Annotated in this window: 18 protein-coding genes; 13 read left to right on the plus strand and 5 right to left on the minus strand. The window is 64.6% G+C overall.

Features of this window, described 5'->3' with window-relative positions; translation table 11 throughout:
* Nucleotides 1–68: 68 nt before the first annotated feature.
* Both BMX36_RS04950 and BMX36_RS04955 read left to right on the plus strand, forming a co-directional pair.
* Nucleotides 69–1277, plus strand: a complete 1209-nt coding sequence (locus tag BMX36_RS04950; RefSeq protein ID WP_093063871.1) for an MFS transporter — start codon at nucleotides 69–71, stop codon at nucleotides 1275–1277.
* A 45-nt stretch (nucleotides 1278–1322) separates the two neighbouring features.
* Nucleotides 1323–2021: a glutathione binding-like protein gene (locus BMX36_RS04955; RefSeq protein WP_093063872.1), complete on the plus strand. Its 699-nt coding sequence runs from the start codon at nucleotides 1323–1325 to the stop codon at nucleotides 2019–2021.
* Nucleotides 2022–2144: 123 nt separating this feature from the next.
* Here the strand turns inward: BMX36_RS04955 and BMX36_RS04960 are convergent, their stop codons facing one another.
* On the minus strand, nucleotides 2145–2930 hold the full coding sequence (locus BMX36_RS04960) for an SDR family NAD(P)-dependent oxidoreductase (protein WP_218142135.1): 786 nt from the start codon (nucleotides 2928–2930) through the stop codon (nucleotides 2145–2147).
* 66 nt (nucleotides 2931–2996) lie between these two features.
* Here BMX36_RS04960 and BMX36_RS04965 point away from each other — a divergent pair, with 66 nt between their 5' ends.
* The 7 genes from BMX36_RS04965 to BMX36_RS04995 all read left to right on the plus strand — a co-directional run bounded on the left by BMX36_RS04965 (nucleotide 2997) and on the right by BMX36_RS04995 (nucleotide 10785).
* Entirely contained in the window at nucleotides 2997–4541 is a 1545-nt protein-coding gene (locus BMX36_RS04965) for a class I adenylate-forming enzyme family protein (RefSeq protein WP_093063874.1), read from the plus strand.
* Entirely contained in the window at nucleotides 4538–5323 is a 786-nt protein-coding gene (locus BMX36_RS04970; RefSeq protein WP_093063875.1) for a thioesterase family protein, read from the plus strand. Before BMX36_RS04965 ends, BMX36_RS04970 begins: the two co-directional genes overlap by 4 nt.
* Nucleotides 5324–5461: 138 nt before the next feature.
* A complete protein-coding gene (locus tag BMX36_RS04975; RefSeq protein WP_093063876.1) occupies nucleotides 5462–6076 on the plus strand; it encodes an EF-hand domain-containing protein in 615 nt (204 codons plus the stop codon).
* 80 nt (nucleotides 6077–6156) lie between these two features.
* Nucleotides 6157–6876, plus strand: coding sequence for a response regulator (locus BMX36_RS04980; RefSeq protein ID WP_093065241.1), 720 nt, complete (start codon nucleotides 6157–6159; stop codon nucleotides 6874–6876).
* The gene (locus BMX36_RS04985) at nucleotides 6873–8210 is read left to right on the plus strand and encodes a HAMP domain-containing sensor histidine kinase (protein WP_256210657.1); all 1338 of its coding nucleotides are present in this window, start codon (nucleotides 6873–6875) and stop codon (nucleotides 8208–8210) included. Before BMX36_RS04980 ends, BMX36_RS04985 begins: the two co-directional genes overlap by 4 nt.
* Before the next feature lie 91 nt (nucleotides 8211–8301).
* Complete coding sequence (dcd, locus tag BMX36_RS04990; RefSeq protein WP_093063878.1) at nucleotides 8302–8856, plus strand: dCTP deaminase; 555 nt, start codon at nucleotides 8302–8304, stop codon at nucleotides 8854–8856.
* A 486-nt stretch (nucleotides 8857–9342) separates the two neighbouring features.
* Nucleotides 9343–10785: a reverse transcriptase domain-containing protein gene (locus tag BMX36_RS04995; RefSeq protein ID WP_256210658.1), complete on the plus strand. Its 1443-nt coding sequence runs from the start codon at nucleotides 9343–9345 to the stop codon at nucleotides 10783–10785.
* 94 nt (nucleotides 10786–10879) lie between these two features.
* On the opposite strand, the gene BMX36_RS05000 is transcribed toward BMX36_RS04995, so the two are convergent.
* Entirely contained in the window at nucleotides 10880–11215 is a 336-nt protein-coding gene (locus BMX36_RS05000) for a nucleotide-binding domain-containing protein (protein ID WP_093063879.1), read from the minus strand.
* Nucleotides 11216–11240: 25 nt separating this feature from the next.
* Between BMX36_RS05000 and BMX36_RS05005 the strand changes: the two genes are divergently transcribed.
* The 4 genes from BMX36_RS05005 to BMX36_RS05020 all read left to right on the plus strand — a co-directional run bounded on the left by BMX36_RS05005 (nucleotide 11241) and on the right by BMX36_RS05020 (nucleotide 15683).
* The gene (locus tag BMX36_RS05005; RefSeq protein ID WP_093063880.1) at nucleotides 11241–11948 is read left to right on the plus strand and encodes a TniB family NTP-binding protein; all 708 of its coding nucleotides are present in this window, start codon (nucleotides 11241–11243) and stop codon (nucleotides 11946–11948) included.
* Nucleotides 11945–13822 carry a hypothetical protein gene (locus tag BMX36_RS05010; protein ID WP_093063881.1) on the plus strand — a complete coding sequence of 626 codons (1878 nt, stop codon included), beginning with the start codon at nucleotides 11945–11947 and terminating at the stop codon, nucleotides 13820–13822. The genes BMX36_RS05005 and BMX36_RS05010 overlap by 4 nt, the downstream gene beginning before the upstream one ends.
* Before the next feature lie 85 nt (nucleotides 13823–13907).
* Entirely contained in the window at nucleotides 13908–14921 is a 1014-nt protein-coding gene (locus BMX36_RS05015; RefSeq protein WP_093063882.1) for a hypothetical protein, read from the plus strand.
* 63 nt (nucleotides 14922–14984) lie between these two features.
* Nucleotides 14985–15683: a hypothetical protein gene (locus BMX36_RS05020; RefSeq protein WP_177179022.1), complete on the plus strand. Its 699-nt coding sequence runs from the start codon at nucleotides 14985–14987 to the stop codon at nucleotides 15681–15683.
* A gap of 193 nt (nucleotides 15684–15876) precedes the next feature.
* Here BMX36_RS05020 and BMX36_RS05025 read toward each other — a convergent pair whose 3' ends face one another.
* The 3 genes from BMX36_RS05025 to BMX36_RS05035 form a co-directional block, all read right to left on the minus strand.
* The gene (locus tag BMX36_RS05025; RefSeq protein ID WP_093065245.1) at nucleotides 15877–16785 is read right to left on the minus strand and encodes an Hsp33 family molecular chaperone HslO; all 909 of its coding nucleotides are present in this window, start codon (nucleotides 16783–16785) and stop codon (nucleotides 15877–15879) included.
* A 126-nt stretch (nucleotides 16786–16911) separates the two neighbouring features.
* Complete coding sequence (argF, locus tag BMX36_RS05030; protein ID WP_066780075.1) at nucleotides 16912–17832, minus strand: ornithine carbamoyltransferase; 921 nt, start codon at nucleotides 17830–17832, stop codon at nucleotides 16912–16914.
* A 174-nt stretch (nucleotides 17833–18006) separates the two neighbouring features.
* On the minus strand, nucleotides 18007–19197 hold the full coding sequence (locus tag BMX36_RS05035; protein ID WP_093063884.1) for an aspartate aminotransferase family protein: 1191 nt from the start codon (nucleotides 19195–19197) through the stop codon (nucleotides 18007–18009).
* Between the last annotated feature and the right edge of the window lie 70 nt (nucleotides 19198–19267).

Consider the following 19267-nt stretch of genomic DNA (forward strand, 5'->3'; position numbering starts at 1 on the left):
TTTCGCGTCTCAAGCAAAGGGACAAGGCGCTTCGGCTCGGCTAGGTGAAACGTGGGAGAGCCAGAGCGATGCGATTCGAACATCGTGCCGTGCCGATTGCGGTGATCGCCATGCTGATCGATTCGATCGGTTTCGGGATCGTATTGCCGGTATTGCCGTCGCTGATCGTGGAACTGGGCAAGGTACCGCTTGCCGAAGCGACGCGGATCGGCGGGTACATGCTGGCGGTCTATGCCGTAACTCACTTCTTCGCCGGGCCGGTGATCGGGAGCCTATCGGATCGGTTTGGCCGCCGCCGCGTGCTGCTGGCGAGTCTCGGGTGCTTTGCGGTCGATTATGCATTGATGGCAGCCGCGCCATCGCTCGGCTGGCTGTTCGCCGGCCGCGCGATCGCCGGGATCGCTGGCGCGACCTACGGCCCGGCCAATGCGGTGATCGCGGACGTGACGCCACCCGAGAAGCGCGGCGCGGCCTTTGGCTTGCTGGGCGCGGCCTTCGGCGGCGGCTTCATCCTGGGGCCGGCGATTGGTGGCTTGCTGGCAGATCAGGGCGCACGCGCACCGTTCTTCGCCGCGGCGGGGCTCGCTTTCGTCAACATGGTGCTGATCCTCGCGTTCATGCCCGAAACGCTGCCGCCGGAGCGGCGGCGTGCATTTGACTGGAAGCGGGCATACGCCGTGGGCGCTTTCGCCCCGCTGTTCCAGAGCGCGGGAGCAAGCGCGCTGCTGGCGGGCGCATTGGTCTGGCAGGTGGCTCATATGGTCTATCCGTCGACCTGGGCCTTTTTCGCGGCGCTCGCGCTGGGTTGGGATGCGGAGGCCGTCGGCTGGTCGCTCGCAGCGAGCGGGCTGGCCATGATGTTCGCTCAGGTCGTCCTGATCCGGCCGGCAATTCGTTATCTGGGGGAGGAGCGAACGGTGTTGATCGGGCTGGCGAGCGGCGCGATCGTCTTTGCCGGATATGTCTTCGCGCGGGAGGGGTGGCAGATATATGCCCTCATTGCGGTGGGCGCGCTCACCGGCCTGGTCTTCCCGTCGATCAACGCGCTGCTGTCGTCCCGCGTCGATCCGTCCAACCAAGGCGCATTGCAGGGCGGCATGGCGAGCCTCGCCAGCATTGCCGCGATCGTCGGCCCCCTTGCGATGACCCAGGCGCTGGCGCTCGGCGCGGAGCGCGGACATGCCGGCGGCGCGTTCCTCCTGGCCGCCATCCTGTGCCTTATCACCTTCTGCATCTTCTTGTTCGGCGTAGTGCGGCGGCCCGGTCGGCTTGCCTGACCCGCCCGGCCCCACCATCTGCTGCGCGACACAACGGAGGAACGGATGATCGATCTCTATTATTGGCCGACGCCGAACGGCCACAAGATCACGCTGTTTCTCGAGGAAGCCGGCCTCGAGTACACCATCAAGCCTGTGAACATCGGAGCGGGAGAGCAATTCCAGCCCGATTTCCTGAAGATCGCGCCGAACAACCGTATGCCGGCGATCGTGGACCACGCCCCGAAGGACGGCGGCGAGCCCGTGTCCGTGTTCGAATCGGGTGCGATCCTGCTGTACCTTGCGGAAAAGACCGGGCGGTTCGGCGGCGAAAGCGTCCGTGCGCGCGCCGAGGTGAACCAATGGCTGATGTGGCAGATGGGCGGTCTGGGCCCGATGCTGGGGCAAAACCACCATTTCCGCAACTATGCCCCGGAAAAGATACCCTATGCGATCGATCGCTATCTGAAGGAGACGAACCGGCTGTACGGCGTCCTTGACCGGCGCCTGGCAGACCGGCGTTTCGCGGCAGGCGACGATTATTCGATCGCTGACATGGCCAGCTATCCCTGGATTCTGCCTGACGCGCAGGGGCAGGACCTTGCGGATTTCCCAAATCTGGCGCGCTGGCATGAGGCCATCAAGGCGCGACCCGCAACCGAGCGGGCCTATGCCCGCGCCAAGGAGGTCCAGGCGCAATCCGCTCCGATGAGTGAGGAAGCCAAGAAGGTGCTCTTCGGACAGACCGCCGCGACCGGTCGCTGAGCATCGGCGACGTCGATCTGCCACGATAGCCGCACCCCCTTTCCTTGGAGGCGCGGCCATCGCGGAGGCGCGACCTGCAGGCGCGACGGCGCACGAGCGGCTATGCCGCTCGGCGTCGGCGGATCAGCCTTCGCGGCCTGGCCGGCGGCTGCCGCCGGTGTCGAGATGGAAGCCGGCGTCGATGCGCAGGACCTCTCCGGTGATCGCCTTGCCCGCCGGGTCCAGCAGCATCTCAATCGGACCGGCGATATCCTCTGCCTGCGGCGCCATCGCCATCGGCGTGCGCTTCGCGATATTGTGGTCGAGCTTCGCCTTGCCTTCCTCGCCGAGCGACTTCTCGAACCACCCCGTCCCGACATAGCCCGGCGCAACCGCGTTCACGCGGATCGCCGGCGCGAGAACGCGGGCGAGGCTCTGCGTCATGGTGATCAGCGCGCCCTTCGACGCCGCATAGGCGATCGACGAGCCGACCCCGTGCAGGCCAGCTATCGAGGCGACGTTCACCACCGCGCTCATCGACCCACTTTGCATCGCCGGCGCGCAAGCGCGAACCATCTGGAACGCGGCAATGGTGTTCAGCCTGTAAATGTCCACGAAGTCTTCCGCGTCCAAGCCGTGCAGATCCTCATGCGCGACATGCTTGGTACGGCCGGCATTATTCACGAGGAAGTCGAGTCGCCCGAACGTCTCCATCGCCGTCGCAACGAGCTTCCGGCATTCCGCATCATCGGCGATGTCGGCCTTAACCGCGATCGATCCGTTCGCGACTTCTTCGGCGAGCCCCTCCGCCTCGGTACGACTATGAGCGTAATTGATCACGCTCTGCACGCCGCGGGCGGCAAGCCGCCGAACAACCGCGGCCCCGATCCCGGTCCCGCCGCCGGTTACGATCGCAACACCTCCCCGCATCATCAACCTCCTTAATTTTGAATGTCGCGTATGGCATTCGGAAGAGCCTGCCGCTAGCGACGTCGCATGGAGAGTATCGCAGACCTTCTGGCGCAGCCCTTTGGCACCCTGCCCGACCTCATCCGGCAACATGCCGGCAATCAGCCTTACAAGATCGCCATCACGGATGGCGATGCCGAGCTGACCTACCGCGCGCTGGACGCGCTGATGGATCGTGCGGCCGCGGCGCTTCAGCGCGATGGCACGGCTCAGGGCCAGGCCGTGGCGATGGTGAGCTACCCCAGCGTCGCGCAGGCCGCCGTGTTCCTGGCGGCTGTACGCGCGGGCTCGATCGCGGCGCCGATCCAGCCGTCAGCGACGCCGGAGCAGATTGCCGGCATGATCGGCGACAGTGGCGCCAATCTGGTGTTCCTGGATGCGGCCAACGCCGAAGCGCTCGCCTCTGAGACGCTGAGCGCGCGGATCGTTATGCTGGAAGAACTCGACCGCTGGCTGGCTCCTGAAGGTGCGACGCCGGATGAGGTGACCGTTCACCCGAACGACGGGTTCAACATCATCTATTCGTCCGGAACGACGGGGATCCCGAAGGGCATCGTTCAGAGCCATGCGATGCGGTGGCAGCATCTGTCCCGCAACAGCGCCGCCGGGTTCGACACGGCGGTGACGCTCCTTGCCACCCCGCTTTATTCCAACACGACGCTGGTCAGCTTCCTGCCCACACTCGCCTGGGGTGGAACGGCGGTGCTGATGAAGAAGTTCGACGCGCACCGCTATCTGGAGCTCGCCGAGCAGTATCGCGCCACGCATACCATGCTCGTGCCAGTCCAGTATCAGCGCATCATGGCCCTCTCGAACTTCGACCGCTTCGATCTCTCGTCATTTCGCTTCAAGACGTGCACGTCCGCGCCGTTCAAGGCGGAACTGAAGCGCGATGTGCTGAACCGCTGGCCCGGCAAACTGGTCGAATATTACGGCATGACCGAGGGGGGCGCGTCGTTCATCCTTGCCGCGGATGAGTTTCCTGACAAGCTGCACACGGTCGGGCGTTTGTCGCCCGGGCATGAAGCAATCCTGCTCGACGACGAGGGCAACGAAGTGGCGCCCGGCGAGATGGGCGAGATCGTCGGGCGCTCGCCCGCGATGATGAACGGCTATCACAAGCGCGAGGGCGCCACGCGCGATGCGGAATACCATGACGCCCAAGGCAATCGCTGGATCAGGCATGGCGATGTCGGTCGGTTCGATGAGGATGGCTTTCTGATCCTGATGGATCGCAAGAAGGACATGATCATTTCCGGCGGCTTCAACATCTATCCGTCTGACCTTGAGGCGGTACTCGCACAGCATCCTGCCGTTGCCGACTGCACGGTGGTGGGAGTGCCGAGCGAGGAATGGGGTGAAACGCCGGTGGGCTTCTACGTGCCCCGTGCCGGCGCCAGCGAGAGCGCAGAAGACGTGCGCGCAGCGACCAATGCGAAGCTCGGCAAGACCCAGCGACTTTCCGCGCTGTACGTGACCGATGAACTGCCGCGCAGCGCGATCGGCAAGGTATTGAAGCGGGAATTGCGGGACCGGCTTTCCGCAGGCGAATTCCGGGGGGAAACAGCATGACGAGCCTGAAGACGATTTTGGACAATCTGGTGCCCATGGCGGAAGGCACCGGCTGGCGCGGCGAAATTCCCGATAGCTGGTTGCAGGGACGCACGGCTTATGGCGGCCTTTCCGCCGCCATGGCGCTGCATTGCGCGATGCAGTCCGATGACGATCTTCCCCCGCTGCGCTCGGCACAGGTAAGCTTCATCGGCCCGCTTTCCGGACAGGTCATGGTGACGACGCATCGCCTCCGTCGTGGCAAGAACGCCGCCTTCATCCAGGCAGATATCGAGAGCGAAGCGGGGCTCGGGCTGCGCTGCACCTTTGTCTTCATGCGCGCGATCGACAGCGAAATCGATTACGCGACCACCACGGTGCCCGACTTCGAACAGCCCGGACCGGAAGAGAAGACCTTCAAGGGCAATCCGCATGTCGCCTTCACCCAGAATTTCGAGTTCCTCGACCGGCGGGATGGCGCCGACCTTCAGCCGGCGGAGTGGCTCCGCTGGACCCGCCTGAACGAGCGCGACGGGATCGACCCGATGGTAGAGCTGATTGCGGTGGGCGACTGCCTGCCACCGGCGGCGCTGCGCCTGCTGGGGCGCAATGTGCCGATGAGCTCGATGACGTGGATTCTCAACGTGCTGGGCCCGGCTCCTCGAACCGAAGATGGGTGGTGGCTGCTGCGTTCCAACGCGGATTACGCACGCGCGGGAAGCTCGTCGCAGCAGATGGGGATCTGGAACAGCGCCGGCGAAATGGTGGCGGAACAGATGCAATCAGTCGCCGTGTTCGCCTGATTCGCCGGGGTTCGCAGCCGTCCGCGACGACAAGTTGCGACACTTTCCGCGCGCGGTGGCACAGTCGGGCGACAGATCGGTTTCATAAGGGCCTCATCGACGGACATCTGCTCCGTCCACACGAAGGACTCTGAAGCCATGAAACGCCTCCTCATCGCCGCTGCGCTCAGCGCAACCACCCTCGCCGGCGTGGCCGTCGCGCAGAACCCTGCGCCGTCGGCCGCAATGGCCAAGCGCGGACCGGCGGCGGCCGACACCAATGGTGACGGCATCGTCACCCGCACCGAAGCCTCTGCCGCTGCCGACGCGCTGTTCGCCCGCTTCGACGCCAATCGGGACGGCAAGATCTCGGCAGACGAACGCCGCGGTCGACGCGGGGCCGATGCACCCGACATGACGCAGCAGCAGTTTCGTGAGCGCGCCATGAAGCGCTTCGACCTGGCGGATGCGAACAAGGACGGCCGCATCGATCAGGCGGAGCGCCAGAACATGCGGGGCAAGCGCGGGGATCACCGCCGTGGTGGCATAATGCACCATGGTGGTGGCAAGGGCGGCATGGGCATGATGATGCGCGCGGACGCGAACCGCGACGGCATCCTGACCAAGGCCGAAGCAACCGCTGCTGCCGCTGCAATGTTCGATCGGGCTGACACCAACAAGGATGGTCGGATCGACCAGGCTGAGCAGGAAGCTGCACGCGCCCAGATGAAGAACCGGATGGGCGCACGGCCGAACCCCGCTGCCGTGAAGTAAGGCAGAACAGCCATCCCTCGCACTGGGCGTGCCCCGCCCGGTGCTTTTCGCGGAAGAGTGACATGCTAGACGGCGATCCCATGGTCGATACGCCTCACCTGCTGCTCGTCGATGACGAGCGTTCAATCCGCGAGCCGCTCGCGCAATATCTCACCAAGCAAGGCTTTCGCGTTACGCAGGTCGGCGACGCGGAGGCCGCGCGCACGCGGCTGGGCGCTTATGCGATCGACCTCGTGGTGCTCGACATCATGATGCCGGGGGAGGACGGCCTGAGCCTCTGCCGCTACATCCGGGCGACCAGCGACACGCCCGTCATCCTTCTGACGGCCCGGACGGAGGAAACCGACCGGATCGTCGGGCTCGAAATGGGCGCCGACGATTACATGGTGAAGCCCTTCTCACCGCGGGAGTTAGCCGCCCGGATCAAGGTGGTGCTGCGCCGCCTGCAAGCCGGTGGCACGCGCCAGCACGCGCCCGACGCCGAAGCCTATGCCTTCGCCGGCTGGATCCTGAAAACGGGCGAGCGCACGCTAGTGGATCAGGAGGGCGTCGCCGTTCCGCTCTCCACCGGCGAGTTCAACCTCCTTCATGCGCTCGTCACCCGCCCGCGCCAGGTGCTCACGCGCGACCAGTTGCTGGATCTGACGCAGGGGCGAGAAGCGGCGGCGTTCGATCGCGCCATCGACAATCAGGTAAGCCGCCTGCGCAAGAAGATCGAAACCGACGTCAAGAACCCGCAGCTGATCAAGACGGTATGGGGCGGCGGCTACACGCTTGCGACAGAGGTGACGCGCTTGTGAAGCTGCCGTATCCTCGCAACCTTTCCGGCCAGCTTGCCCTTCTACTCGCTCTGGCGCTTTTCGCCGCGCAGGCGATCAATCTTGCGCTGGTCCTGCGCGAGCGGGCCAACTTTCGGCTGGCGCAGGCGACCCGCCCCGCCGCCGTTCGGATTGCCGATGCGCTCGATCATGCCATGGACCGACGAACGGCGCAGGAGCGCAGCCGGGTCCGGCGGCGCGATACCAATCCCATCCCGAGCGATCTGGAACGCATGCCGATGATCGCGGCCGAGCTTCGTACGCAGTTGGCCGAACTGGGGATCTCCGCCGGCCGGATCGATACCGGCATTCGTCTGCGCATTCATGAACCCAAACACCGTGGAGACCGGCTGATCGGGCGGCATAATGATACGCTGCTGATCGCCGTTCAGCTCGCCGACGGATCCTGGATCACCACCAACGCGCCATGGCCGCGGCGAGACAATCGAATCCTATGGGCATTGCTGTCCCAGACGCTGATCATTTACATCCTGATTTTGCTGCCCGTTCTGTGGATTACCCGCCGGATTTCCCGTCCGCTGCGAGGACTGGCCGGTGCAGCGCGCTCCTTTGCGCCCCGCAAGGAATTGCCACCCCTCCCTGTTGAGGGGCCGAGCGACGTGCGCGACGTGATTGTCGCGTTCAACGGCCTCGCGCAGCGCGTCACGGCTATGCTGGACGAAAAGGATCGCATGCTCGGCGCGATCGGCCATGATCTTCGCACGCCGTTGGCCGCGCTGAGGGTGCGCATCGAGTCCGTCGAGGACGAGCAGGACCGCGCGCGCATGGCAGACACGATCGCGGAAATGAGCCGCACGCTCGACGACATCCTCTCCCTTGCGCGCCTGGGCCGCCCGAGCGAACCCGTCACAGAAGTCGATCTTAACGCGCTGGTGGATGCCGTGGTGGACGATTTCCACGACCTTGGCGCGGAGGTTCTCTTCGAAGCGGATGCGCGACTGCGGATGCACCTGCGGCCGACGCTGTTCCGGCGCGCCGTGCGAAACCTGATCGAGAATGCGATCAAATATGCCGGCTCGGCCGAGGTAACGATCCTGCGCGAGCCAACGACCATCCGCGTTTGCGTCGCCGATCGTGGTCCAGGAATACCGGAAGACGGGTTGGTGAAGGTTTTCGATCCCTTCACGCGCCTTGAGACTTCCCGAAATCGGGAAACTGGCGGTATCGGCCTTGGGCTGGCACTGGCGCAGGCGATCGTTCAGGATGCGGGCGGTACGATCACCCTGGCCAATCGCCCCGGAGGCGGATTGGTGGCAACCATCGCCCTTCCCACAGGCGCGACCGCGCAGGGCTGATCGGTACCAGCGGGAACGTACACATGATCCGCGTGCGGGCTTGCCTCCTGATCGATGTGCGGCAAAGAGCACCCGCGAGGGAGCCACGCACATGTCCATCCAATCCGACCGCTGGATTCGCGAGCAGGCGCTTGCGCACGGCATGATCGAACCGTTCGTGGAGGCCCAGCGGCGCGACGGCTGCATCAGCTATGGTCTCAGCTCCTACGGCTATGACGCTAGAGTCGCTGATGAATTCAAGATCTTTACCAACGTCGATTCTGCGACGGTCGATCCCAAGGACTTCGCTGCCAACAGCTTTGTCGATCGCAAGACCGACGTGTGCATCATCCCACCCAATAGCTTCGCACTCGCCCGCACGGTGGAATATTTCCGCGTTCCGCGTGACGTGCTGGTGATATGCCTTGGCAAGTCCACGTACGCGCGTTGCGGCATCATCGTGAACGTCACGCCGCTGGAACCGGGCTGGGAGGGGCATGTCACGCTGGAATTCTCCAACACCACCCCGCTCCCCGCGAAGATCTACGCCAATGAGGGCGCGTGCCAGTTCCTGTTCCTGCAAGGCAATGAGCCGTGCGAGACTAGCTATGCCGACCGGGCCGGCAAATATATGGGGCAGCTTGGCGTGACATTGCCGCGCCTGTGAACGTTCGGACAACCTTACACTGACATTCGCACAACCTTACACTGACATCCGGCTGATTTCGGGGCTTTTCACGACGCACGAGGACATAAAGGTCGAGCCTCCTTCGCTCATGCACCCTCGACTGGCGGTAAGGCAGAGGCGGCAATCCTTACACCTGACCCCGATCCACAACGACCGGTTAGGAGCACAGATCGCTGTTCACCGTCTTCGTTCCCTCTGGTATAAGCATTCTACGGGGTCTCCCCCTCGCATACGCGCTGTAGAAACTGCGGCGTAAGAGTCAAAGTCTGCACCTATCGTGCCCGCCGAATGCCCTTGGGTGCACCGGCGTGATTGGAAGGGGACCCCGTGCCACGCCCTGCCCGCGCCTTCGGTCCCCCGATCCGCGTCAAGCTGCCTGTCGAGGTCGCGAGCGAGGGAGCGATCCTCGCACATCTCGCCGTCAGCCCGGCCGAAGCGAAGAAGATCCGCTACTATCGGGCGAGGATGTACCGGACCTTCTCCATCCAGAAGAAGTCCGGGAAGGCGCGCATCATCACCGCGCCCGACCGGCGGCTGAAGATGCTCCAGCGCAGGATCTGCGACCTGCTCACGCCGGTGTATCGGCGTCGCAACCCCGTTCACGGCTTCGTCGCCGATCGATCGGTCAGAACGAACGCCGAGGCGCACCTCGGAAGCAAATACGTTGTTAACATCGACCTCAAGGACTTCTTCCCGTCCATCTCGGAACGCCGCGTCACCGGCGTGCTGATGTCTTTAGGCATCGGCCGAGACGTGGCCGAGATCCTCTCGTCCATCTGCTGCGTGAACGGCTGTCTGCCACAGGGCGCGCCGAGCAGCCCGCTCCTGTCCAACATGATTTGCTTCAGGCTGGACAAGGAGCTGATGGCGTTCGCGAAGAGGACGCGTTGCATATACACCCGCTACGCCGACGACATCACCTTCTCGAGCTATCAGCCGCTCGCAGGGCTGTTCGAAGCGGTTCCCCCTTCACCCGGCCGCTTCGCTCCGGACCTTCTGTCCGCCGAGGTCGCCGCGATCTTCGCTGCGAACGGCTTCGTCATCAATCCCGAGAAGGCCCACTACGCAGATCGACACTCGCGCAGGACCGTGACGGGCCTTCGCGTGAACGAGGCGATCAACGTCGATCGTCGCTTCGTCCGCAACCTGCGTGCCGCCCTCTTCTCCGTGGAGAAGCTCGGGGCGGCGGCGGCGCAGGCCAAGTTCCATGCCACGCACGGCGGAAGGGTCGCGCTCGGCAACCACCTGCAGGGCAAGCTGTCATGGCTAGGATACGTCAAGGGCCAGTCCGATCCCGTCTTCCGCAGCATGGCGTCGCGCTTCAACAGATCCTTCCCCGACCGGGCGCTGACGATCCAGCCGACCAGGGACGAGATCCGTGATCGCGCGGTCTGGCTGGTGGAGCACTGGGAGAACGGAGGTGACCAGGGCACCGCCTTCTTCCTCAGAGGCGTGGGCCTCGTCACGGCAAGCCACTGCGTGTCGCCCTCCGGTGCCGTGGAGGTCTACCATCCGTCGAAACCGTCGAACAAGTTCACGGCGAACGTGAAGCACCGCTGCGAGCACCGAGATCTCGCCGTCCTCGATCATGCGATCGCCGCCACGGAGTTCTTCGAACTGGAGGCAGCCGCGACGGCGGTGGTCACCGGCGACGCCACCGTCGCGGTCGGATATCCGGGCTTCGGACCGGGCGACAAGCTGAACGTGAGGACGGGGAACGTGACCTCCCTCCCGATCAAGAGCGGTGTGCAGATGGTGGAGGTCCAGCAGATGCTAACCCAGGGCATGTCCGGTGGCCCGCTCACGGATCCGGACGACGGGGTCATCGGCATCATACACAAGGGCGGGCCGGAGCACGGAAGGCAGTTGTCCGTAGCCATCGAGGTGCTCAGGGACTGGCTGGCCTGAGCCACAGCAAGGCACCCGTCCAGACACTCCTTCAAAATCGTGCCTTCGCCTCATCTCTTCACCTGGTCCGGCTCTGCATCCCGCGGTCGACGGCTCAGACGATCGTGACGAGGAAGGAACCGCTCCTGGCGACGAGCAGTCCGTCCTTCACGATGAGGCACTCGATGCTGTGCGTGCCGGGATATTCGGCCCCCTCATACCTCGAGAGCACCCCCGGCGTGACGTCACCGGCATCGAAGCCGCCGCGGAGATCCCGCGCCACCCTCGCGGCCTCGCCCGTGTTCACGATCTGCCAGAAGACCTCGAACGGTCGCTTGACCTCCGTCCGAGCATCGAAGCGCAGCTCGGAGCCACGGGCGATCGGCTCGCCGCTCGAGAAGACGTGAGGCCTGAAGCCGTCGCGCATCGCGGTGGCCGTGACGATGTCCACGCTTCCTTCACGGTAGATCGGCCAGGTGGGCGAGCGTGAAGCCGCCGGTCTGCCGCCCAACCCCTACCAGGTCGTCATCGTCGAGCTGGACCGGCGCATGACGCTCAAGGCCTTCTACCAGGAGGTCCTGAAGGAGCTGGACGACGAGTTCTGGAACGAGAAGGTCAGCGCCAAGGTGCTCGAGAACCGCATCGCCGACTTCGTCCGTCGGCTCGGCGTCGAACTCCTTATCGCGGACGAGGTGCAGCACCTCAGGAGCAAGGCGAAGGAGGCGGGCGAGGTCACCGACCGCCTCAAGGTCTTCCTCGACAAGGGCGTCGTTCCGCTCGTCCTGGTCGGCGACGAGGACTCGGTCGAGTTCTTCCGGATCAACGGCAAGCTCGCGGCCCGCCTCGGTCGACCGCTCGAACTCACCCCGCTCGATCCGCAGCGGACCAAGGGTGACGCGAGGCTGTTCAAGCTCTTCTGCGGAGCGGTGGACGATCTGCTCGTCACGAGCGGGGTGTTCGGCATGAGGTCCGGCCTCACGGACCACGCGATGCTCGACAGGCTGCTGAAGGTCTCGAGCGGGCACGTCGGCCGCGTCGCGCGTGTCGTGGGCATCGCGGCATCCGACGCCGTCTGGAGGGGCGCGGACCGGGTCGAGCCCTACGACCTCAGCAAGGTCACGCGGGAGTATGCGATCGGTGCCGGCTGGCTCACCGATGATCCCTTCTCGGCCAAACCCGCATGAGCGAGCATGACCGGCAGCTCCGCCGCCTCCGCTTCGATCTCGACGTTCTATCCGACGAGAGCGTGCCGGGCGCGATCGCGCGCGGCGTCGCCGAAAATCATCTCGTCAAGCTCAACGTCGTATTGAAGGAGATCGGGATCGGCAGATACGCCGGCGCCAGCCAGCTCGCCGACACAGCCACGCTCGATCGCCTCGCGACGGTGCTCCGCTGCGACCCCGAACGACTTCGGGCCCAGGCGGGGCGGCGCCTCGTCGAACCCGGCGACCGACGTCTTCAGCACTTCCTCGACTTCGACGGACTCGTCGTGCCGAGAGGCCATCTCGAGCTGGCCCGTCGGCGCATCTCACCCCTTTCCCTCGCCCGCTCTCCCCACCACCGCCAGTCGTGGCTCATGTCGGTACTGCCGTTCTGCCCCGAATCCCTTGAATGCCTCATCGACTCCTGCAGCCACTGCGGCAAAACGCTCGGTTGGGTGCAGTCCGTCGGCATCGGGCGATGCGAGAACTGTCTGCGCCCAATCGAGCCGAACCCGATTCCGCCGCTCTCCGATGACCTCGCCGAGGACTACCGCATCTTCGCAGGACTGCTGTCGTTGATTCCCGAAGAGCGCGACGCCGCAAGGAGCATCATGCCCGACCGGCTGAAGGACCTCTCGCCGGGAGCGCTCGCCCGCCTCGCCATGCGCTGCGGGCTGGACTGCGACGATGGCGAGGAGAAGCGCGCCTGGCAGACGCGCGCCGGTCGCATGCGCCCCGAACGACTGGCGCTGACCGCGGTGCGCGGCGTGGCCCTTCTTCGCAGCTGGCCCAACGGCATCCTCAATTGGGCCACCCAGCGGGTCGCAGCTGCGAGCGATGAGAAGGGGTGTAGGGCCGACATGGCCCGCCGTATACGCCGTATTGCATGGGGCGACTCCAGGTTCGACGACCAGCGCGATCTCGTTCAGGAGGCGTTCCCCGGCTTCGCACCACCTCGGGTCGGTTTGGCCGGTGGCGGCCGGGTCTATACCGGGCGACAGGCAAACCGCGTTCTTCCCGGCTTCCGTACGCAAGCAGAGACGATCCGCCGTTTAAGGATCGTGCCGACCCGAGCGGTCGCCTCACATGGCATTATGCTCGAGCACGCGTACTCCGCGGTTCCGATCGATGCCGCGGCGGCGAGATGGGCCGACTCCGTTCCGATCAGCACCATCGCCAGCCGCCTGCGCCTGCCGCTCTACGCAGTCGAGCAGTTGATCGAGACCGACCTCCTCGCGCGACACGATGACGAAATCCTCGCCATCATCTTACGTCGCCCTCAGGCGGTCGCCTCCACCTTCGAAGCCTTCGTCCGGCGCCTCACCGAGCGAGCTTCGCGAAAGCGGATGCCTTCCACGGCCCTGCCGATCGGGCAGGAGAGCCGTCGGATCGGAGGGCGACCGAAGCCCTGGTCTGAGATCTACGCGGCCCTGCTCGATGATCGCATCCCCTTCTGGCTCGACGGAGACGTCGATACGGACCGCCTCCTCGTCGCGCGGGGAAGCCTCGACCGTTTCATCGTCGCGTCAGAGCCGAAGGTGTTCGGCTCAAATACGCCGTTCGCCACTCAGATGTCGACGGGAGATGCTGCCGAACTGCTGAACGTTCGGCCGGCCGTAGTCGCAGAGCTGAGCTCGGCCGGGGTCATCACCCGCACCAAGGGTCTGCGAGCAATGATGACCCCACGCATCGGCGTCGAGCGGCTCGCCGCAAAGCTCGTCTCCGCCGCCGAACTGGCTCGACGTGCCCGCACTTCGGCGGAGCAAGTGAACGATCGGCTGCGGGCGGCCGGCTTCGTCGACTTCCACGGGTTCTGGCGCAGGCGCGAGGTGCTCGACCTCCTGCCGCTCCGATGAAAACGCACACGCCGATGGGCAGCACCAGGTCCCCGCCCCTCTCCAACTCGCCGCCACCCCGATCCCGTCAACAGGAACCAATCTTATGAGGTACGAAACGATCAAGCCGGAACTGTCGAACCGCATCACCACGGCGGTGCGCACCGGCCAGGAGGCTGCTGGGCATTCCAGGCCATGGTTCAAGGACGGCTCGTTGGCGCTTTATCGGCACGAGACGGGAGGGATGATCCTGGAGGCACGCGTGCCGGTCGGGCCGCGCTTCCGCCTCCGGGTGCGAAGCGGCATCATCGACGAGACGTCTCCCGACGAGCGGGTATCGCACGCCTTCGTGGAGGATCTCGTCGCGGTCCTTCCGACGATCCGGCGCGTCGCCCGCACGATCGGCGCGACCGCGGCCGGGATCCTCGACCTGGTCCGAGCCGCCATCGATCCCGCTTACTATGAAGTCGAGCATGTCGCGGAGGATGCATCGTTCATCAGGAGCCTGACGCCGGCGGAGCTCATTGCCCGCATGCGCTTTCGTGTCTCCTTCAACACGCTCTCTGCGACCTTTACGAACGAGAAGCAGACTTTCGAGGTGGCCGATGCGGACGAGGTCCGATGCGAAATGGGGCGACGCCTCGCACACCAGGATGAGCGTTCCCGGGCCTACAGGCGGGCGCTTGCAGTCGGGGACACGTTCCTGATCGACGAGGTCGCCATCGGACTGATAGAGGCGAACGGCGCCGACGTGATCGCGACGCTGCGCCGGATGTCCGAGGTACCCTGGCTCAAGCTCGGCGATCCTCGACTGGGGCCACGCCGGTTGCTGGCGCTCGTCGGTCGGAACGGGCGAGTGCAAGCACACCAGCGCCTCTTCGAAGACGAGGATCACGGGTACTGGTACGAAGATCGCCTCTATGTGAAACGCCGTCGCGAACACGCGCGAACCGCTGTCGCTGGCGCCCCCGTCGCCCCGCTCGTCGAACACAGCGTATTCGCCGAGCGACGAATAGTCTCGGTGAAAAAGGAGGAGCGCGGGCTCTGGTGCATCAAGGTCGACGCGGCCACGCTGCGGTTCGACGCAGCGGATGGTAGCCTGCGCCAGAGCCGAGAGTGATCAGCTGCCGCGAGCGCGCATCGTCGTTGGAGTAGAACGAAGCTCTTCAAACAAGGGCATGGAATGAAGCACTTTGTCCCGTCGAAGCATGGAGCAGAAAGATTGCCGCCTAGTCTACCCGAAGTGTTCCTGCGCGCTGACGCCCCGAAGCGGATGAATCAGGATCGTGAGGACGGTCAGAACGCCTTTCTTATTCTTACCGACGAAGCTCGGATCGGACTGATCACCGACCTGATCATGCATCTGGAGGACATGAAGCCACTCAATACCGCAGCCACCGGCTCCGCCTTCCGACTGGCATGGGAGCTCGAACCATATCTTGGCGGCAAGCGGTTGGGCACGTACTTCAGTGCCGCAGAAATCATCTCAGCCGGGCGGTTCGAGTCGGGGGTGAGCGAAATCGTCGGGCGCTTGGCGAACGAGATGATGACGGCCGACGAACGACGGCGACTGTCGGAAACGAAAGCGCCACTCATCGTCTATCGCGGCGGCGTGGGCGATCCGGCGTCGATCTCTCAAGGCATGAGCTGGACCACGGACATCAGCTGCGCTGACTTTTACGCTCGAAAATGGCTCGTCCGTTGGGGGGCCGCGGGCGAGCCGCGCATACTCTCATCTCAGATCGAACCGGAGGTTGTCGCCGCGATGTTCGATGGTCGGGACGAGAGCGAAATCCTGATTCCTAATGGGCTACCGGTTGAGCGCGTGGTCGAAGTGCCGACCCTCTCTGACGTCAAGCCCCGCTCTTCTGGTAGCTGTTAGGAGGCAGCTGGAGGAATGTCATAATAAGGTTGTGCCAACGGTGAAATCAGAAAAACGTCGTTAGGCGTTAGGCGGTTAGGCGGTTAGGCGAAAGTCTTCCTACCTGACATGAACATGTCCCACGTGCATCTTGGATGCTCGTTGCCCGCCGTGCGCCGTCCGGGAGTTTGATTTCCGGCCGGCGCATCCCCGATCAGTCGGCGAGTTCGTCGACCTTGATCGGGAAGGTGATGGAGCAGAAAGCGCAATCCACGCCGATCACGCCATCGGCGTCGGCCATCGCCATCCGTTCGTCAGCCGGGAATTTCGCGAGCACCGAGCGGATGTAGTCAGCGTCGCAGCGGCATCCGCGTGACAGGCCAGTGCTGGCCATCACGCGCACCTCATCCTCCTCGTTGAAAAGCCGCCATAGCAGCGTTTCCAGCGGGAGAGTGGCGTCCGCTAGCTCCTCCGCACCGACCGTTGCCCCAAGCGCAGCGACATGCTCCCATTCGGGATGGTCCATTTTGGCGTGAAGCCGCTCGCGGCCTTCCTCACCCTCCGGCAGATGCTGGAGCAGCAAGCCGCCAGCAACGCAGCGACCATCCTGGTGAGTGAAGCCAACGCGCACTTGCGTCGGGATCTGCTCCGACTGGGCGAAATAGCTCTGCACGGCGTCCGCCAAGCGGTCGCCGTCCAACGGCACAATCCCCTGATAACGCTCGCCCGTCGCTGCCAGATCGAAGGTGATGGCAAGATAGCCCTGGCCGAACAGCGCGAACAGCGTGGGATCCACCGGCGCTTCGGCGAGGCGATCCTCGTTGAACTGAACATAGCCGCGGATCTCGCCGCCCCGATAGTCACACACCAGCAGCCGGACGACCCCGTGCTCGCTTTGCGTCTGCAGGGTCAGTTGACCGTTCACGTCCTTCAGGGTCGCGCCGACCAGCGCCGTCAGCGTCAACGCTTCGGCGAGCAGCGCCTCGATCGCGGGCGGATAGGCGTGGACGGAAAGGATCGTATCGAGCACCGGGCCGAGCCGGACCATCCGGCCCCGCGCGTTCCGGGCCGGGATGGCGAAGCCGATCGCACGGTCCAAGTCATTCGAAATCGTATCTGCCATATCCACCATTCGCGCTGAGCTGGTAAAGCCCCGTCCGCTTCCTTCAGGTGAAGACGTGCAGCGCTTCGATCAGCTCAGCACAAACGGGGCCCCGAGAGCTTCAGATGGGAAGCCGTGCCACCATGATCAACCGATCTGCCCAAAGCACCAGCGAAGGATGGATTTCTGCGCGTGAAGGCGGTTTTCCGCCTCGGCCCAGATCAGCGACTGCGAACCATCGATCACATCGACGGTGACCTCCTCGCCGCGGTGGGCGGGAAGGCAGTGCAGGAACTTCGCATCCGGCTTTGCCGTGGCCATGAGTGCCGCATCGACCTGGAACGGCATCATTGCGGCGAGCTTAGTGTCGGCATGGGCCTGGCCCATGGATATCCACGTATCGGTGACGACGATGTCCGCGCCCTCGACCGCCTCACGCGCGTTGCCGACGACGGTGGCGCGCCCGTTGCCGAGCGCGAGATCAGCCTCGGTCGGCTGAAATCCCTGCGGGCAGGCGGCAACCACGTCGAACTGCATCAGCCCGGCTGCCTCGACAATCGAGGCGAGCACGTTGTTACCATCGCCCAGCCATGCAACCTTGAGCCCGGGCAGCGACTTGCCCTGTTCGATCACGGTCAGCAGATCGGCGACGATCTGGCACGGGTGCGACGCGTCGGTGAGGCCGTTGATCACCGGAACGCTCGCATAATGCGCCATTTCCTCGACCTTTGCATGATCGTCGGTGCGGATCATGATGGCGTCGACATAGCCCGACAGGACCCGCGCGGTGTCGGCGATCGTCTCGCCGCGGCCGAGCTGCATCTGGCCCGCCTCCATCACGATCGACTGCCCGCCGAGCTGCCGGACGGCCATGTCGAAGGAGACGCGGGTGCGGGTCGAATTTTTCTCGAAAATCATCGCCAACACGTGCCCGGCAAGCGGTGCATCGGCGTCCACACGGCCCTTGGTCCAGCCAGCGCGCGCCTTTTTGCGATCAAGCGCGTCGGCGAGGATGGCGGCGATACCATCGGGTCCGGCATTCGACAGGTTCAGAAAGTGGCGGGTCACTTAGCTCTCCAATGGCCTGATGAGCATCATGGGGACGCATGGTTCGGCGAAAATCGGCCTTGCTCCGGGGCCGGGTCGGATCAAATCGGCCAGATCGCGACAATCAGCCCGGCCGGCAGCGCAGTCGCACCGTCAGGGACGATGCGGCCGCCGCTGCCGGCGCGAGCCAGAAGGTCAATCGTCGCTGGCCGGCACATAGACGCGCGCCGCTTCGCTCAGCTTCTCGACGCATTCGGCGATGTGGCTTTCTTCGATGACGAGCGGCGGCAGCACGCGAACGACATTCTCGCCCGCCGACACCAGCAACAGCCCGTGATGGTCGCGTGCGAACTCCACGAAGCGGCGGCTGTCGCTCTTGAGCTTCAGGCCGAGCATCAGCCCGTGGCCGCGCACACTGTCGAACAGGTGATCGTGGTTGGGGATCATCTGTTCCAAGCTGGAGCGCAGGCGCTCACCCATCTGGGTCACGCGGTCGAGAAAGCCATCGTCGAGAAGCACGTCGAGCACCGCCTCACCGGCGGCCATCGCCAGCGGATTGCCACCATAGGTGGAGCCGTGTGTGCCGATCACCATGCCCTTGGCCGCTTCCTCGGTCGCGAGGCACGCACCGAGCGGGAAACCGCCGCCAATACCCTTGGCCACCGCCATGATGTCCGGCGTGATACCGTACAGCTCATGCGCGAATAGCTTGCCGGTACGGCCATAGCCCGCCTGCACTTCATCCAGCACCAGCAGCAGGCCATGATCGTCGCAGGCCTTGCGCAGGCCCTGAAGGAACTCCGGCGTCGCCGCGCGGATGCCGCCTTCGCCCTGGATCGGCTCAACCAGGAAGCCGGCGGTATTTTCGTCGATCAGCGCAAGCGCGCCTTCCAGATCGTTGAACTCGGCATATTTGAAGCCGGGCAACAGCGGCTCGAACCCATCACGCATCTTGGCCTGATTGGTGGCCGAGATGGTGCCGATCGTGCGACCGTGGAACGCCATCGAGAAAGTGATGAGGTCGTGCCGCTGGGGGTTGCCGTTCGCGAAATGGTAGCGGCGCGCCGTCTTGATCGCGCATTCCACCGCCTCAGCGCCGGAGTTCGTGAAGAACACCGTGTCGGCGAAGGTGTTGTCCACCAGCCGCTGCGCAAATTGTTCACCCTGCGGGCTGCCGTACAAATTGCTCACATGCATCAGCGTGGCGGCCTGATCGGCGATCGCCTTCACCAGCTTCGGATGACCATGGCCAAGCGCGTTCACCGCGATACCGCTTGCGAAGTCCAGGAAACGGCGGCCATCCTCGCTGATGAGATGGCACCCCTCGCCTCGCACTGGCCGCACCCCGCAGCGGGGATAAACGGGCATCAGGGCGGTGATCGACACGGGGCGTCTCCTTGAAAGAGCAAAGGCGGCCCGGAAGGAGCCGCCCTGTCCCCTTGATAAAGATGCGGTG

Source organism: Sphingomonas sp. OV641 (assembly GCF_900109205.1).
Taxonomy (GTDB): domain Bacteria; phylum Pseudomonadota; class Alphaproteobacteria; order Sphingomonadales; family Sphingomonadaceae; genus Sphingomonas.

Bases quoted from the DNA above. Each gene is read 5' to 3' on its own strand.
- BMX36_RS05020 (WP_177179022.1), top strand. From the start codon at position 14,985: ATGAAGCACTTTGTCCCGTCGAAGCATGGAGCAGAAAGATTGCCGCCT.
- BMX36_RS04950 (WP_093063871.1), top strand. From the start codon at position 69: ATGCGATTCGAACATCGTGCCGTGCCGATTGCGGTGATCGCCATGCTG.
- BMX36_RS04975 (WP_093063876.1), top strand. From the start codon at position 5,462: ATGAAACGCCTCCTCATCGCCGCTGCGCTCAGCGCAACCACCCTCGCC.
- dcd (WP_093063878.1), top strand. From the start codon at position 8,302: ATGTCCATCCAATCCGACCGCTGGATTCGCGAGCAGGCGCTTGCGCAC.
- BMX36_RS04955 (WP_093063872.1), top strand. From the start codon at position 1,323: ATGATCGATCTCTATTATTGGCCGACGCCGAACGGCCACAAGATCACG.
- BMX36_RS05025 (WP_093065245.1), bottom strand. From the start codon at position 16,785: ATGGCAGATACGATTTCGAATGACTTGGACCGTGCGATCGGCTTCGCC.
- BMX36_RS04960 (WP_218142135.1), bottom strand. From the start codon at position 2,930: ATGCGGGGAGGTGTTGCGATCGTAACCGGCGGCGGGACCGGGATCGGG.
- BMX36_RS05015 (WP_093063882.1), top strand. From the start codon at position 13,908: ATGAGGTACGAAACGATCAAGCCGGAACTGTCGAACCGCATCACCACG.
- BMX36_RS05010 (WP_093063881.1), top strand. From the start codon at position 11,945: ATGAGCGAGCATGACCGGCAGCTCCGCCGCCTCCGCTTCGATCTCGAC.
- BMX36_RS04980 (WP_093065241.1), top strand. From the start codon at position 6,157: ATGGTCGATACGCCTCACCTGCTGCTCGTCGATGACGAGCGTTCAATC.
- BMX36_RS04965 (WP_093063874.1), top strand. From the start codon at position 2,997: ATGGAGAGTATCGCAGACCTTCTGGCGCAGCCCTTTGGCACCCTGCCC.
- BMX36_RS04995 (WP_256210658.1), top strand. From the start codon at position 9,343: ATGTACCGGACCTTCTCCATCCAGAAGAAGTCCGGGAAGGCGCGCATC.
- BMX36_RS04970 (WP_093063875.1), top strand. From the start codon at position 4,538: ATGACGAGCCTGAAGACGATTTTGGACAATCTGGTGCCCATGGCGGAA.